This is a genomic window from Burkholderia sp. BCC1985, from assembly GCF_905339915.1.
GTDB lineage: Bacteria > Pseudomonadota > Gammaproteobacteria > Burkholderiales > Burkholderiaceae > Burkholderia.
In genome coordinates, this window is record NZ_CAJPGY010000032.1 from 66,827 (window position 1) to 81,862 (window position 15,036).

At 59.0% G+C, this 15,036-nt stretch carries 13 protein-coding genes; 8 read left to right on the plus strand and 5 right to left on the minus strand.

Annotation, left to right across the window (positions count from 1 at the left end):
• Positions 1–34 precede the first annotated feature (34 nt).
• Together U4Z31_RS27015 and U4Z31_RS27020 are read left to right on the plus strand one after the other, a co-directional pair.
• Positions 35–1,345, plus strand: coding sequence for an ABC transporter permease (locus U4Z31_RS27015; RefSeq protein ID WP_321811915.1), 1,311 nt, complete (start codon positions 35–37; stop codon positions 1,343–1,345).
• Between the two features lie 14 nt (positions 1,346–1,359).
• Positions 1,360–2,184 carry an ABC transporter permease gene (locus tag U4Z31_RS27020; RefSeq protein ID WP_322034598.1) on the plus strand — a complete coding sequence of 275 codons (825 nt, stop codon included), beginning with the start codon at positions 1,360–1,362 and terminating at the stop codon, positions 2,182–2,184.
• Positions 2,185–2,283: 99 nt separating this feature from the next.
• Here the strand turns inward: U4Z31_RS27020 and U4Z31_RS27025 are convergent, their stop codons facing one another.
• From U4Z31_RS27025 to purU, 4 genes are all read right to left on the minus strand, one after another.
• Positions 2,284–2,892 carry a short chain dehydrogenase gene (locus U4Z31_RS27025; protein ID WP_321811917.1) on the minus strand — a complete coding sequence of 203 codons (609 nt, stop codon included), beginning with the start codon at positions 2,890–2,892 and terminating at the stop codon, positions 2,284–2,286.
• A gap of 121 nt (positions 2,893–3,013) precedes the next feature.
• A complete protein-coding gene (locus U4Z31_RS27030) occupies positions 3,014–3,604 on the minus strand; it encodes a dimethylsulfonioproprionate lyase family protein (RefSeq protein WP_321811918.1) in 591 nt (196 codons plus the stop codon).
• 118 nt (positions 3,605–3,722) lie between these two features.
• A complete protein-coding gene (locus U4Z31_RS27035; protein ID WP_321811919.1) occupies positions 3,723–4,568 on the minus strand; it encodes a tetrahydrofolate dehydrogenase/cyclohydrolase catalytic domain-containing protein in 846 nt (281 codons plus the stop codon).
• Between the two features lie 26 nt (positions 4,569–4,594).
• Positions 4,595–5,485, minus strand: coding sequence for a formyltetrahydrofolate deformylase (gene purU / locus U4Z31_RS27040; RefSeq protein ID WP_321811920.1), 891 nt, complete (start codon positions 5,483–5,485; stop codon positions 4,595–4,597).
• Positions 5,486–5,798: 313 nt separating this feature from the next.
• Here purU and U4Z31_RS27045 point away from each other — a divergent pair, with 313 nt between their 5' ends.
• The 4 genes from U4Z31_RS27045 (at position 5,799) to U4Z31_RS27060 (ending at position 10,857) form a co-directional block, all read left to right on the plus strand.
• Positions 5,799–8,249, plus strand: a complete 2,451-nt coding sequence (locus U4Z31_RS27045; protein WP_321811921.1) for an FAD-dependent oxidoreductase — start codon at positions 5,799–5,801, stop codon at positions 8,247–8,249.
• Between the two features lie 55 nt (positions 8,250–8,304).
• Positions 8,305–9,054 carry an electron transfer flavoprotein subunit beta/FixA family protein gene (locus U4Z31_RS27050; RefSeq protein ID WP_321811922.1) on the plus strand — a complete coding sequence of 250 codons (750 nt, stop codon included), beginning with the start codon at positions 8,305–8,307 and terminating at the stop codon, positions 9,052–9,054.
• A 1-nt stretch (position 9,055) separates the two neighbouring features.
• Positions 9,056–10,003 carry an electron transfer flavoprotein subunit alpha/FixB family protein gene (locus U4Z31_RS27055; protein ID WP_321811923.1) on the plus strand — a complete coding sequence of 316 codons (948 nt, stop codon included), beginning with the start codon at positions 9,056–9,058 and terminating at the stop codon, positions 10,001–10,003.
• A 245-nt stretch (positions 10,004–10,248) separates the two neighbouring features.
• Complete coding sequence (locus tag U4Z31_RS27060; protein ID WP_081082765.1) at positions 10,249–10,857, plus strand: helix-turn-helix domain-containing protein; 609 nt, start codon at positions 10,249–10,251, stop codon at positions 10,855–10,857.
• Between the two features lie 160 nt (positions 10,858–11,017).
• Here the strand turns inward: U4Z31_RS27060 and U4Z31_RS27065 are convergent, their stop codons facing one another.
• Positions 11,018–12,088 carry a proline racemase family protein gene (locus tag U4Z31_RS27065; protein WP_321811924.1) on the minus strand — a complete coding sequence of 357 codons (1,071 nt, stop codon included), beginning with the start codon at positions 12,086–12,088 and terminating at the stop codon, positions 11,018–11,020.
• A gap of 543 nt (positions 12,089–12,631) precedes the next feature.
• Between U4Z31_RS27065 and U4Z31_RS27070 the strand changes: the two genes are divergently transcribed.
• Both U4Z31_RS27070 and U4Z31_RS27075 read left to right on the plus strand, forming a co-directional pair.
• Positions 12,632–13,978: an FAD-binding oxidoreductase gene (locus tag U4Z31_RS27070; protein WP_321811925.1), complete on the plus strand. Its 1,347-nt coding sequence runs from the start codon at positions 12,632–12,634 to the stop codon at positions 13,976–13,978.
• Between the two features lie 28 nt (positions 13,979–14,006).
• Positions 14,007–14,879, plus strand: coding sequence for a dihydrodipicolinate synthase family protein (locus tag U4Z31_RS27075; protein WP_321811926.1), 873 nt, complete (start codon positions 14,007–14,009; stop codon positions 14,877–14,879).
• Positions 14,880–15,036 lie beyond the last annotated feature (157 nt).

Below are 15,036 nucleotides of genomic sequence, written 5' to 3' on the forward strand. Positions count from 1 at the left end.
CGCCCGCGCGTCGTGCCCCTCTCTCTATTGCCTGATGGAAACCATGATCTCTGACACCGTGTCCGCTTCCGCGGATGGAGCTGGTCTCGCAACGGCGCTGTCCGACTACAACGGGATTCCGGTTGAGACTGCGCGGCTCAAGCGCAGTTTGCGTCGAGCGGAACGCCGTGGACATCTGAAGGCGTATGCGCTTATTGCTCCGCTGTTCCTGTTCGTCATGCTCAGTTTCGTGCTTCCGCTGGGCACCATCCTCGTCAGGAGCTTCCACAATACGACCGTGCCCGAAGGGTTGGTCAACACGGTAGGCGCGCTCAAGGCCTGGAATGGCTCGCGACAAGATGCGCCTCCTGAAGCGGTGTACGCTGCGCTGGCCACCGACATGAAGAATGCGGCCGGCAATCAGACTACCGGCGATATCGCGGCGCGCCTCAACATCGAGCAGAGCGGTCTGCGCGCGGCGTTCGTAAAAGCGAGCCGGCGCGTCAACGCACGTGATGGCGGGCCATGGAAAGAGGTGTTCATCCATGCGGATCCCATATGGGGAACTCCGGTCGCCTGGGGCACGATACGCAATCTCGCTTCCGCCAACAACGATTTGTTTCTTCTCTCCGCACTGGACATGCGTCGGGACGCGCTTGGATCCATCGTCCGGCAACCGCCGGAAGAGCGGGTATACGTGGACGTGTTTCTTCGCACCGGTGGCATCAGCATCATGGTCACGCTGATGTGCCTGGCGCTCGGGTTTCCGATCGCATATCTTCTCGCACACTTGAAGGACCGTGTCGCGAACCTTCTGCTAATTCTCGTGCTGTTGCCATTCTGGACGTCATTGTTGGTGCGGACCACCGCGTGGATCGTTCTGCTTCAGGAGAACGGGGTGATCAATTCGTTCCTTGAGAGCGTCGGGCTGATTTCGTCTCCCGTTCCAATGATGTTCAACCGCTTCGGTGTCGTCATTGCGATGACGCACATTCTTCTGCCCTTTACCATCCTTCCGATGTATTCGGTGATGCGTCAGATCCCGACCTCGTATGTGCGAGCAGCACGCTCGCTCGGTGCACCGCCGGCGATATGCTTCCTGCGCGTATATCTGCCGCAATGCGTTCCGGGAATGAGCGCGGGCGCGTTGCTCGTGTTCATTTTGGCGCTTGGTTACTACATTACGCCGGCGCTATTGGGCGGCGCGGGCGATCAAATGGTGAGTTACTTCATTGCGGACAATCTGACCCGCTCGTTGAACTGGGGCCTCGCTGCGGCGCTTGGCGCATTGCTTCTGACGGCGGTACTTGTCCTTTACTACGTCTACGATCGCTTCGTTGGGGTCACGAACATGAGGCTCGGCTGATCATGCAAAGCAGAATGGCGGTGAGCTACGAGACACCCGCACAGCGATATGGGCGTTATGCTTTCTTTGTCGTCTGTGCGCTGGTCTTTTTTTTCCTGATCGCGCCCGTCGCAGTCGTGGTGCCGCTCGCGTTCAACTCGGATTCGTTCTTCAACTTTCCAATTCACGCATATAGCCTGCGTTGGTTCAGCAATCTGCTTACCGACCCGATGTGGGGTTTGTCGATCCGGAACAGTCTGATGATTGCGGTGATTTCAACTGCGCTGGCTGCAATGCTCGGAACATTGGCCGCTGTCGGGCTGAATCATCGCAACCTGCCGGGAAAGCGGCTCATCATGGCCGCCATTCTGTCGCCGATGATCGTTCCCGTCATCATTCTTGCTGTCGGTTCATACTTCTTCTACTCGAGGCTCGGGATCGCCAACAATCTCATCGGCATCGTGCTCGCCCATGCCGTCCTGGGCATGCCGTTCGTCGTCGTGACGGTGAGCGCGACGCTGGCCGGATTCGACCATAGTCTGATGCGTGCCGCGCGCAATCTCGGCGCATCGCCGTTGACGGCTTTCCGTTCTGTTGTGTTGCCGATCGTTTGGCCAGGCGTATTGTCCGGTGCGTTGTTTGCCTTCGCCACGTCGTTCGACGAGGTCGTCGTTGTATTGTTCCTGGGTGGGCCGGAGCAAAGAACTCTGCCTCGTCAGATGTGGAACGGTCTGCGCGAACATCTTTCGCCGACGATTCTCGCAGCCGCAGTCATCCTGATCCTGTTTGCAATCGTGGTGCTGCTCACGCTTGAAGCGTTGCGTCGCAGAGGCGCTGCGCTGCGGGGAATAAAGGAGTGACGGACTGTTCGCGTGGACCGGACGCAGTGCACGGCCACGGGAGCGCGCATTTGCCCGGTAACCGCCGGTGCGTTGTATAACGCACCGGCGTGCCGTGTCTTAGCAGTACCCGACTCGATACACCTTACCCGTGTCGGGGCCTTCGACGCTTCGGACGTATGCAAGGCCCACGCGCGCCGAACTGACCGGTTCGAAGCCGGGAAACGCATCACCGAAGATGGAAGCCGACTCTTCGAGCATGGTCGGGCTGACGAGGTTGATGCGCACGTCACGCTTGAGATCACCAGCCGCACCGCGGACGAATCCCTCGAGCGCCATGTTGACGCACGAAGCGTTCGAGCCGTTACGAACCGGTTCATGCGCAGAAATACCCCCGGTCAGCGTGAACGAGCCGCCATCGTTGATCCATGATTGCCCGACGAGGACCGTGTTTACCTGACCCATCAGCTTGTTGTGCAGGCCGATCAGGAACTGCTCCGACGTGGTTTGCTCGATCGGCCCAAAGTGAACCGCTCCCATCGCGACGATCAGATGGTCGAACTTGCCGGTCAGCTCGAACAGGCGTTGGAGTGCCGCAGGATCGGTTACGTCGACGCGCTGAGCGCCGCGCGTCGAGCCCACTTCGATGATCTCGTGACGATCACTCAGTGCGGCCACAGCCGCTTTGCCAATCGTTCCCGTGGCACCGATAACCAGGATTTTGCTCATACGAGTCCTCTATTCAAGTAGTGAAGCGATAAATAAAACGGCCTTTGATCAGTTTCGAACTGAATCAATGCTGACAACAGCCGATCCCGCGGATCACGCTGCTGCGGTGTGGCGCACCTCGTCACGTCAATAGGCTCCAGACGGCGAGAAACGGCTTGCTGCCGGAGCGCATTGCATGCACGCTGTGCGGCGCATTATGGATACCGCCGCCCAGGCCCGGATCGACCCACGCACCGTTCGTCTGGCGAAATTCCCCCGGCGTGAACAGCACGTAAGCTTCCTCGGGCGGATGATGGTGATCGGGGTAACGCGTGTTCGGGGCGAGCAACGAGAATCCGAGCTGAACGTCATAGCGGCTTTCTGCGCCGCCCGGCCCGCAGATCATCCCATGTACGTGATTTTCGATGTATCCGTCGCTGCCGCATGACCCTGAACTGCGGCGCGACCATCCCAGCTCCGGTTCTATTGCCTTGAGCGCACGTGCGGCTGCGCCCATGTCGGATTGTTCACCGATCACATCAACCAGCGTAGCATCGAGCAAACTGCATGCGGGGTATCGCGTGTCGTGCCGGACACCGTCATCGGACGGAACACGCAATCGCTCGAACACCTTCGCTGCAACCGCCCGCCCGGCCGGCGGCAAAGCCGTGGACTGGAAGAGGCGCTCGGCGATTTCGATAAACGCGGATACGTTCGATGACCGGTGAATCATTTCGGTTCCGTGAAAAAAAGCCGGTCCAGGACCGGCAAACACGCTTAGCGTGGAGATCGTTCGAGCATTTCGGGACGGCAAAATTCGTTTGCTATCCTGCGGGCCCTGAATCCTGTAGTCAGCCCATGGATCGTTCGGCGGCGACGAGCGTCTGTGCGACCAGCATTGCGATCGTCATCGGTCCCACTCCGCCTGGCACGGGCGTCACTGCAGCGCAGCGCTCCTGCAACCCGGACGGTTCGATATCGCCGATACCGCCCGGATGGTATCCCGCATCGATCACAACTGCACCGTCTCGAATCCATGAGGACGGGATGAAATGCGGTTTCCCGACCGCCGCGACGACAATATCAGCACGTCGTACTTCTTCTTCCAGATCGACCGTTTTTGAATGGCATAGCGTGACCGTGGCGTCGGCGTTCGACAGCATCAGCGCCATTGGTTTGCCGAGAATGGGACTGCGGCCGACCACGACAGCGCGTTTTCCCGCGACGTCGATTTCGTAGTGCTCGAGCAGGGCCATGATGCCGGCCGGCGTGGCGGAGCCGAACACGGGCTTGCCCAGCGCCATCAGTCCGAATCCGAGACTCGTGACGCCGTCGACATCCTTGTGAAGCGCAATTTGGTCGAAACACCGTCGCTCATCGATCTGCGAAGGCACAGGGTGCTGCAGCAAGATGCCGTGAACGTCGGGATCCGCGTTCAGCGAATCAATGCACGCGAGCAGTGCCTCCGTGGTCGTATCTTGCGGCAGGACCACGGCGCGCGAGTCCATGCCGATTCGTCGGCACGTGTATCCTTTCATCTTGACGTAAGTTGCCGACGCGGGGTCGTTGCCGACGAGGATCGTCGCGAGGACAGGCGTGCGACCGCCGTTTTTCCGCTTCAGCGACTGTGTGCGTTCCGTCAAACTGGCGGCCACCGCTTCTGCTAGTGCCTTGCCGTCGAGAGTGATATTTCCCATGTCGAGTCCTGAAGGAGCGTGGCGCGTCACTTGAATACGACCGTCTTGTTTCCGTTGAGGAAGACGCGACTCTCGATATGGAACTTGACGGCTCTCGCCAGCGCCAGCTTTTCAGAGTCGCGCCCTGCGGCAACGAGTTGTTCTGGCGAGAAGGTATGGTCGACTCGCTCCACCACCTGTTCGATGATCGGCCCTTCGTCCAGATCGGCTGTCACGTAATGTGCCGTCGCGCCAATAAGCTTCACTCCGCGTTCAAACGCCTGATGGTAGGGTTTGGCGCCTTTAAAGCCAGGCAAAAACGAGTGATGGATGTTGATAGCCTTGCCGGATAACTCTCTGCAAAGATCATTCGACAGCACCTGCATGTACCTCGCCAGGACCACCAGATCGGTGCGTGTGTCCGCAACAATCCTGAGAAGATTTTCTTCCTGTTCGCGCTTGGTGTCCGGTGTGACCGGCAGCACGTGGAATGGAATGTCATGCCGTTCGACGAGCGGCCGGAGATCCGCATGATTCGATACGACTGCCGGAATGATCATCGGCAGTTCGCCCATACGTTGGCGGTACAGCAGATCTTCCAGGCAGTGGTCGAACTTCGACACCATGATCAGCACCCGGGCTCGTTCGTCGAGGCCGCGCATTTCCCATTGCATCGCGAATGCGGACGCCGTCGCCTTGAACGCTTCGCGCAGTTCCTCCACGGTGGGCGCGGGATCGGTTTCGGTGCGAAACACGACTCGCGAAAAGTATCGATCCTGCTGCTCATCGTCGAACTGGGCCATCTCGGTAATGTTGCATCCGCGATCTGCCAGGAAGTTTCCGATGGCTGCGACGATGCCGCGCGTGCCTCGGCAGCCGACTTTCAGGACAAAAGTACGAGCGGGGTAGGGAGTGAGCGCATCGGTGGTCGAGGACATCGGGTTGTTCCTAAGAGGGAAAACGAGCATTTGCCGGTGCGACGGCGTGCCGGCTCGAATTGCATACGTAAAAAAATACATCGATAGTTTTTCTGTTGCAAGAATTTTTTCTCGCGAATATATTTTCTCTACAAACTTGGCGAGCGGCTCTCCGCCTCGTCCCGACGACGCCAGTCGCGCTGGCGTTGACGGTTCGATGGCGCGGAGGACTTGCTGGGTAGTCGCGCACCAGGGCGTCGGTGGCAGGTGTAATGCCTGCCGGTTCAGCCTTCGGTGGAACCAGTCCTAGTAGTGCATTCGAAAGGTCAACGAAATGATGAACAAGGTTCCAGCTCACGCAGACGTAGTTATCGTCGGAGGGGGCATTGTTGGATGTTCGATTGCATACCATCTGACGAAACTCGGCATCACCGACGTTACGCTTTTGGAGCGCAAGCAGTTGACTTGTGGAACGACGTGGCATGCCGCGGGCCTGATCGGTCAACTGCGTAACAGCCGGCAGATGACCGAGCTGGCGAAGTACACGTCCGAACTCTTGTACGAACTCGAGCGCGAGACAGGGCAGGCAACGGGCTTCAAGCAAAATGGCTCCATCAGCCTTGCACTCAACCCGGGCCGTTTTGAAGAGCTGAAGCGCGGTGCATCGATGGCGAAGAACTTCGGCCTCGAGGTGCAGGTCATCGGTCCGTCGGATATCAAGGAACTGTGGCCGATGCTCAATCTGGAGGGTGTCGTCGGTGGCGTGTTTCTGCCCAAGGACGGGCAGGCAAATCCGACCGACATCACCCAGGCGTTCGCGAAGGGAGCACGCATGCGAGGTGCGAAGATCTTCGAGAATCAGAAAGTAGAGAAGCTTCTGGTCGAGAACGGTCGTGCCATTGGCGTGCAGACCGCCGAAGGGGTGATCAAGGCCAACACGGTCGTACTGGCGGCCGGCATGTGGTCGCGCGAACTTGCCGCGCAAGTGGGCGTTTCGCTGCCGCTGCATGCCGCGGAGCACTTCTATATCGTGACGGAGTCGGTCGAGGGCTTGCCCGGCAAACTGCCCGTGCTGCGCGTGCCGGACGAATGCGCGTACTACAAGGAAGATGCCGGCAAGCTGCTGCTCGGAGCATTCGAGCCGGTTGCCAAACCGTGGGGTATGAAGGGTATTCCCGAAGACTTCTGCTTCGACTCACTGCCCGATGACTTCGACCATTTCGAACCTATTCTCCTGGATGCGGCCAACCGCGTCCCCGTCCTCGAGAACACGGGTATCAAGACGTTCTTCAACGGCCCTGAAAGTTTTACGCCGGACGATCGCTACTTGCTCGGCGAGACGGCGGAAGTCAGGGATCTGTTCGTTGCCTGCGGTTTCAACTCGATCGGCATTCAGAGTTCGGGGGGCGCCGGCAAGGCGCTGGCCGAATGGATTCGGGACCGTCGCCCACCGATGGACCTGTCCGATGTCGACGTGCGGCGCATGCACCCATTCCAGGGCACGAAGCGCTACCTGCACGACCGAACGGTCGAAACGCTCGGCCTTCTCTACGCGATGCACTGGCCGTTCCGCCAGTTCGATACCGCACGCGGCGCGCGTCGCTCGCCGCTGCATGACCGTCTTGTGGCGGCCGGTGCAGTGATGGGTGAGGTTTCTGGATGGGAACGTGCGAACTGGTATGCGAAACCCGGGCAGGATGCCAACTATGAATACGACTGGGGTCCGCAGAACTGGTTCGATAATTCGGGCGACGAGTGCCGGGCTGTACGCGACGCGGTCGGGCTTTTCGACCAGACGTCGTTTGCCAAATTTCTCGTGCAGGGACCGGATGCGACTCGCGCACTGAACTGGATTTCCGTGTCGGACGTCGACGTACCGGTTGGCAAGATGGTGTACACGCAGTGGCTGAACGAGCAGGGCGGCATCGAGGCGGATTTGACGATCACGAGAACGGGGCCGGCTTCGTACATGGTCGTGACGGCCGGTGCGACCCAGACGCGAGACTTCTCGTGGCTCGAGCGCAATATTCCGGCGGGGGCGCAATGTATCGCGACGGACGTTTCTTCCAGTCTCGCCGTGTTCGGTGTCATGGGACCGAACTCGCGGGCACTGATTGAAAAAGTTTCCGGCGCGGACCTGTCGAACGAAGCTTTCCCGTTTGCAACGTCGCGAGAAATCGAGATCGGCTATGCGCGTGTGCGTGCGAACCGCATCACATTCGTCGGCGAGCTCGGATGGGAACTCTACGTGCCGGTCGAATTTGCACTGCATGTTTATGAGGTGCTGGTTCAGGAGGGTGAGCAGTTCGGCCTGCGCCTGGCCGGCTACCACGCGATGAACAGCTGCCGGACGGAGAAGGGCTATCGTCACTGGGGCCACGATCTGACGATCGAGGACAATCCGCTCGAAGCAGGGCTGGGATTCTGTGTCGCATGGGAAAAGCCGGGTGGTTTTATCGGTCTCGAAGCGTTGCGCGAAGCCAAGGCATCCGGGCCGCTGACGCGCCGTTTGGTCCAGTTTCAACTCGAGGACTCCAGCAAGCTGCTTTATCACGAGGAGCCAATCTGGTGCAACGGCAAGATTGTTGGCTCGATCACGTCCGGCATGTATGGACACCGAATCGATGCGTCGCTTGGAATGGGGTATGTGTATAACGCCGATGGCGTGACTGCCGACTGGCTGGCGCAAAACAGTTTCGAGATCGAGGTCGCCTGGGAGAAGGTTCCTGCGAAAGCGAGCCTCGCACCGTTCTACGATCCGAAGAACACGCGCATCAAGTGCTAGTGCCGATCGAACACCAAGACAGGTCCCGGCAAACCTTGGCCGAAAGGATATGCAAATGAAGATACTGGTTGCGGTAAAGCGGGTGGTTGACCCGAACGTGAATGTCCGGGTGAACGCGGACAACACTGGCGTCGACACCGCCAACCTCAAGATGTCCATCAACCCGTTCGACGAGGTCGCCGTGGAGCAAGCGGTCAGGCTGAAGGAAGCGGGAACCGCGGGCGAGGTGGTTGTTGTGTCGATCGGCCCGGACAAGGCCGCGGAGACACTTCGCGCAGCCCTTGCGGTTGGCGCGGATCGCGCTATTCACGTACAGACGGACGCCAACGTGGAGCCGCTCGCCGTGGCGAAGATGCTTCAGGCGGTCGTGCGCAAGGAAGAGCCTACGCTCGTGCTGCTTGGCAAGCAGGCGATCGACGACGACTGCAATCAGACCGGACAGATGCTGGCCGGCCTGCTGGCTTGGCCGCAAGCGACGTTCATCTCGGCGCTGGCACTGGAGGGCGAGAACCTCCGCATCACGCGCGAGGTCGACACCGGTACGCAAGAACTCGTGTTGAAGACGCCAGCTGTCGTGACAGTGGACCTGCGCCTGAACGATCCTCGGCATGCGTCGTTGCCGAACATCATGAAGGCCAAAAAGAAGCCGTTGGAGACGGTATCGCCAGACGCGCTCGGCGTGGACGTGGCACCGCGCTTGACCGTACTCGCTGTCCGTCCGCCGGTTCAGCGGCAGGCAGGGCGCAAGGTTGCGACGGTGCAAGACCTGACGAACGAAATCAAGATTGCATTGGAGGTACGCTGAAATGGCAGTACTCGTTCTCGCAGATCACGACAATGTGGCGGTTGCCGCCGCAACGCGTAACTCAATCACGGCGGCGCGAAAGATGTCGGATGCCGTCGACGTCCTCGTGTGTGGTGACCATTGCCGCAGCGTTGCAGAGGAAATTGCGCGCCTTGAAGGTGTTGGGAAGGTACTCCTCGCGCAATCGGCGTCGCTCGCGCATTTCCTCCCGGAAAACGTCGCGCCTCTAGTCGTATCGCTTGCCGCAAATTACGGCCATATCGCGGCCGCCGCTACGACCAACGGGAAGAACGTCTTGCCGCGAGTCGCGGCACTGCTCGATGTTGCGCAGGTATCCGAGATCTCCGCCGTGATATCGAGTGACACCTTCGAGCGCCCCATCTATGCCGGAAATGCGATTGCTGTCGTTCGATCGAACGATGCGATCAAGGTTGTGACGATTCGTGCGTCCCGCTTTGCGCCGGCCGTCGATGTCGGCGCGTCTGCGCCGATCGACGAAATCGAGTATGTGGTCGATGCCGGTTCGTCCAGCTTCGTGCGCGATAACCTATCGATTACCGAGCGACCGGACCTGACGACCGCCGCAGTGGTAGTGTCCGGAGGGCGCGGGCTCGGTTCGAAGGAGGCATTCGACTCGTTGGCATCCCTGGCGGACAAAATGAACGCGGCCGTCGGTGCATCGCGGGCTGCAGTGGATGCCGGATTCGCGCCGAGCGACTCGCAGGTGGGGCAGACGGGCAAGGTGGTGGCGCCTGATCTTTACGTTGCGATCGGCATTTCGGGCGCGATTCAGCACCTCGCCGGTATGAAGGATTCGAAGACGATCGTCGCGATCAACAAGGATCCCGATGCACCCATCTTCCAGATCGCCGACATCGGGCTGGTCGGAGACCTTTTCGAGGTCGTGCCGCAACTGACATCTGCGTTGGAATCGAGGCAGCGGGATTGACATCGTTACAAGCGCAGCCGTCGCCGGTCGGACAGAGCTGCGCGTAGTCGCGGAACGGGGCGGGTCGGCCGGGATAAGCCCCGGTTCGCCCGACCATACTGGCGTCGTATCAACTGCGAATGAGCGCAGTCGCTGTCGGATCCTGCACATTCACCAACAATCTTTTCTGTAGTCGAAAAACACGAAAAATTTTTTCTGTGGTAAATTTTGGAGGCGCTTTTTACTTTCAATGAACGAGGATTGACATGGTGCAAGTCGCGCACGAAGGCGGAGATGCCGCCGCCCTTGACGATTTTGCATTCGACCGGTTCGCTCTGGGCAGCGAGATTCGCAAGCTGCGAAAGGCTCGATCGAAGACGCTTGCAGAGATCGCCCTTGCGACTGGCCGCTCGATCAGTTTTATCAGCCAGCTCGAGCGCGGCCGCGCGGAGATTTCAATCTCGGACTTGAGAAGGGTGGCTCAGACCCTCGGTGTGCCGCTCGGTTGGTTCTTCGTGTCCGAGACAAAGCCCACCGCCGAGGTGGGGCGAATCGTGCGGGCAGGGGCGCGGCGGCGTTTGGGTAGCGCCACCGATGGTTTGGTCGAAGAGCTGCTGTCGCCGAACATCGGCGGCGCATTCGAAACGTTTCTCAGCACCTTCGCTGCTGGAGCGTCGCTTGAGGAGCCGGCAACCCGCGATACGGAAGAGGAAGGCTACGTCGTAAAGGGGCAACTCGACATCTGGATCGGTGGGAATCATTTCGAGGTATCGGCAGGGGACAGTTTCCGGATAGCCCGAGAGGAATTTCAGTGGGCCAATCGCGGCGATACCGATGCCGTAGTCGTTTGGGTGATTGCTCCGCCGACCTATTGATCTCGGGAATTCGCGTCAGGCGCGGTGTCATGCCTGATTGCTCGTCCAACAAATTTGATGAAACCCAAGCGGCCGGCTTGCGCATCATGTGCAAGTCGGCCGCTGCGTCTGAGTCGCAGACGTCGTCTTCGGCTCGTGGACGACCAATGACGCGCAGAAGTCAGTCTTGCGCGGCGGACAGAATCGTTTCCAGGCCATCCCGCGGTGTCATGGGATCATCGAAGTCCACTACGACCTGGGTCTTTGCAATAACGAAGCCAGATCCTTCAACGGTTGCGCGGATCCCGGCGTAGCGGCCGTAGTACACCCCGACTTCCTCAACCGTCACTTTCAGTTCGCTCTCGAAGATCGATCTCGTCCGAAGCGAATCCCCTCGTTCCAGGATTCCCCGATGAACCAATTGCGCCAGAACAGCGGTCGAGGGTACGCCTGCAGGTGCTCGACAGAGATGTTCCGACGGATGTACATAGCAACTGGTGCGCGCGACGAGACCGCCCGCTGGCTCCGTCGTCGGGTTCCCGGCAAATACTACGAATGACAGTGGGCCTTCGTCTCCGAATTCCGGATGAATCGGTCGCGGCAGTTCATGCACGGCAGACAGGAACGCCTGCGAGAATGCGACCAGACTCTTTTCCTCATCTTTTGCGAGGGCGAATCCGAGCCCGAGTGCGTTTGCGCTGACGACCGGGTAAAAGGCACCCGTCCAGATCAGATCGAACGCGACGTTTCCCCAGCCCGGTACTTCGACGGCCTGGCTGCTGGCATAGACGAAGGACGGAGAATTCGCTTGATACCGGACCCGTGTTACCTTGCCGCGCTCGCAGTCGGCCACGATATCGATCAAGCCGCCAGGAGCTTCCAGCGAGATTCGACTCGGACCGTCAGCCATCGGGACGCGCCCGGATTCCAGCAGAGCGATGGCCGTGCTCATTGTGTTGGTCCCTGAAATCACTGGATATCCCATGATTTCCATGATGATGAATCCTGCATCGGCGTCGGGATGCGTAGGCTCGACCACCAGATCGGCGTATAGCGATGGATGTCCGCCGCGGGGTTCGAGAAGTAGCAACTGGCGCAAGCCGTCACCATGCGTCTTGAGGTACTGCATTTTCTCAAGAACAGTTGCGCCGGGCAGTTCTCGAACGCCACTCAGAACGATCCGATGGACGTCTCCACCGACATGCACGTCGATGACCTCGAGCGATCTTCTGCCATTGTCGGTTGTTGCCACGTAGTCTCCTGTCACGTTGTGTTTGCCCGTTGCGTGGCCGCGTACATGGGGGCGACGTCACGCTGTAGGCGCCGGTGCTTGCCGCAGGGCTGCTTCTTCGAACTTTCCTGCAGAACATATTCTCCAAAAATTTTTTTTGCAACAAAAAATCTATTACATTTTTTCAACTCAGCAGGAACACCCGCTCCCCCCGCAATGCCGCTCCTGACAGAACTGGTCTCATTTCTGTCTTATGTAAGTGCATCAAGAGTGGTGTCGCCGCCGGCAGCTGAAGGGCCGGAGGCCGCGAATCTCGTGCGGAGAAATTTCTGTAAGTGAAAAAAATAGGTGTAATTTTTTATTGCGAAAATTTTATGGCGCTCCTATAGTCAAATCACACTGAAGCCGGGGTCGTGTCGTACACCCTGACGAAAAGAGGATCGTGGCTTGCCAGCCTGTGCGGGGCCAGTTGCCTGACCGCACATCGCCAGGAAGTCTGCCGCTGCATGGTATTGAGTGCGCCACGGCTGGTCGGAGACAAGGCGTCAATCGAGGAGACGAAAATTGATCGCGAATGTGATGGGCAAGCGCATCGAGGTTGCCCCGCCGCAAGAAGAACCGACGGTGTCCGGCTGGTATCTGACATCGGGAGCGGATTTGCCGCTGAAACGAATAGCCGGCGATATGGCCTGCGATTGTCTGGTGATCGGCGCCGGATGGATGGGATTGCATGCGGCGCGTCGATATGCCGAGATTCGGCCGGATGCAAAAGTGGTGCTCGTCGATGCGGGCCGTATCGGCAATAACGCGTCGGGACGTTGCATGGGCTTCGCGATCGATCTTGCCCATAACCCTCGCAAGCACGATTTCGTCGAGGACGATCAGGGCAATCGCGATGAACTGTATGTAAACAGGGAAGGCAACGCCTATCTGCAGCAAGCGGTCGAGGAGCTTGGGGTCGAGTGCGACTGGGATCCGCAGGGGAAATATCACAGCGCGGCTACCGAGCATGGGGTGGCGGACCTAGTCGAGTTCTCGAAGGCGTTGGACCGGATGAGACAGAAGTATCGCTGGGTTGAGCGCGATGAGATGCAGGCGATGACGGGCAGCAAGCACTACATCAAGGCGCTGCATCATCCCGGAACGATTTTGTTGCAGCCGGCGAAGTATTTGAAGAATGCCGCACGGGCTCTGCCCGGGAACGTCACGGTCTTCGAGAACACCGCGATCACGTCAGCACAGTTCGGGCCGTCGCAGCATGTATTCGAAACTAAGGGCGGCGCGATACGAGCAACAAAGGTCATTATTTGCGCGTCGGGATACCTGACGAACTTTGGCTTCTATCGCAACACGGCCATTCCCGTATACACGTTCGCCAGCATGACGCGGCAACTTACCGAGGCCGAACTCAAGCGATTGGGAGGCCATCCGGCGTACGGACTGATCCCGGCAAACAGCTTCGGCACAACCGTTCGTCGGACGATCGACAACCGTCTCTTTCTGCGCAACGTGTACTCCTATGCCGATCACTTCAAAACGACGGTCGACGACGTCATGAAGGCACGAATCCAGCAGCAAGTCGCATTCGATCGGCGTTGGCCAGATCTTTCGTCTATCGGTTTCGAGGCGAGCTGGGGTGGTTTGCTCACGTTGGCGCAAAACGGTGGGATGGTATGGGGTGAGTTGGCGCCGAACGTCTATGGCGCAGCCTTTTGCAACGGCACCGGCGTGTCCCGCGGGACCGCTTTCGGCAAGGCGGTCGCTGAATTGGCGGCAGATATGAGCTCGCCCGCGATCGAGATACTGAAGAGAAAAAGCGCCCCAAGCCGCGCCTATCCGCGAATCATCACGTCCCTCGGCGTCAAATTCGTCACGGGCCGCCGTTTTAAGGAAGCCGGGATTGAAGTTTAGGTGTGAGTTTATTTAGGAGTGTTGGAGAATGGCCAAGCTAGCGGGTGTCAATCTGGCGATGCAAACCCCATTCAATGAAGATGGGTCGATCGCTTTCGGAGTTTTCGAGGACCTCATCGAAAAGTACATCGATGCAGGTGTTCACGGACTTGTCCTGGGCGCGGGTACTGGGCAGCATCCGTATCTCACCGAGGCGGAATGCAATGCGCTCTACGAGGTGGGTGCGAAGCGGATCAACGGACGCTGCAACTTGATCTGCCAGACCTCGGCGCTGAACGTCGACGAAGTCATTCGCCGGTCGCGTCACGCCGAGTCGATCGGCGCGGACGGGATCATGGTGCTTCCGCCGTATTTCGAAGGCCCGACAGACGACGATGGACTCTTCGAGTTCTACAAGGACATCGATGCAGCCACACGCGTGGCGATCATTGGCTACAACATTCCGCAGGCTACCGGCATCTCTGTTTCCGTGCCGTTGCTGAAACGACTCAGCGAGTTGCCACATTTTCAGTACATCAAGGACAGTGGTGGGGACATGACGACCCACCAGGAATATATCCGTACGTCGGTCAATGTCCTGAACGGCTGCGATACGACAGCCCTGTACGCGTTCATGGCTGGCGCGAAAGGTGCGATCTGGGGGGCGGCGAACTATATGCCTAAGGAAGCCGTGGCGCTGTACAACCTTCTTCAGGAGAACAACAACGCCGACGCATTCGCGCTGTGGCAGAAGATGTTGCCATCGTTGCTGTTCATCTGGCGCTGCAACTACATTCCGTCAGTGCTTCGCGCGGCGCAGTTACGCGGATATGGTACTGGGCGTGTGCGCAAACCGCTCCACGGGCTGTCGGAGGAGCAGGATCGTGCACTCAAGGAGGCGTTGGCTCCGCTGTTCGGGTGATCCGCGTGAGTGATAGCAGTTGAAATAAAGAAATCGATTTCCAAGGAGAAATATCATGAGCAAGTGGTGGAGACTCGTTTCGTTCGTCACGATGTTGTGCTTTGCGTGCGCGGCGAGCGCAGCGGAGAAGACCGTGATCAAGTTGGGCACGATGGGA

Bases quoted from the DNA above. Each gene is read 5' to 3' on its own strand.
- U4Z31_RS27020 (WP_322034598.1), top strand. From the start codon at position 1,360: ATGGCGGTGAGCTACGAGACACCCGCACAGCGATATGGGCGTTATGCT.
- U4Z31_RS27055 (WP_321811923.1), top strand. From the start codon at position 9,056: ATGGCAGTACTCGTTCTCGCAGATCACGACAATGTGGCGGTTGCCGCC.
- U4Z31_RS27075 (WP_321811926.1), top strand. From the start codon at position 14,007: ATGGCCAAGCTAGCGGGTGTCAATCTGGCGATGCAAACCCCATTCAAT.
- purU (WP_321811920.1), bottom strand. From the start codon at position 5,485: ATGTCCTCGACCACCGATGCGCTCACTCCCTACCCCGCTCGTACTTTT.
- U4Z31_RS27035 (WP_321811919.1), bottom strand. From the start codon at position 4,568: ATGGGAAATATCACTCTCGACGGCAAGGCACTAGCAGAAGCGGTGGCC.
- U4Z31_RS27060 (WP_081082765.1), top strand. From the start codon at position 10,249: ATGGTGCAAGTCGCGCACGAAGGCGGAGATGCCGCCGCCCTTGACGAT.
- U4Z31_RS27050 (WP_321811922.1), top strand. From the start codon at position 8,305: ATGAAGATACTGGTTGCGGTAAAGCGGGTGGTTGACCCGAACGTGAAT.
- U4Z31_RS27030 (WP_321811918.1), bottom strand. From the start codon at position 3,604: ATGATTCACCGGTCATCGAACGTATCCGCGTTTATCGAAATCGCCGAG.
- U4Z31_RS27015 (WP_321811915.1), top strand. From the start codon at position 35: ATGGAAACCATGATCTCTGACACCGTGTCCGCTTCCGCGGATGGAGCT.
- U4Z31_RS27025 (WP_321811917.1), bottom strand. From the start codon at position 2,892: ATGAGCAAAATCCTGGTTATCGGTGCCACGGGAACGATTGGCAAAGCG.
- U4Z31_RS27045 (WP_321811921.1), top strand. From the start codon at position 5,799: ATGATGAACAAGGTTCCAGCTCACGCAGACGTAGTTATCGTCGGAGGG.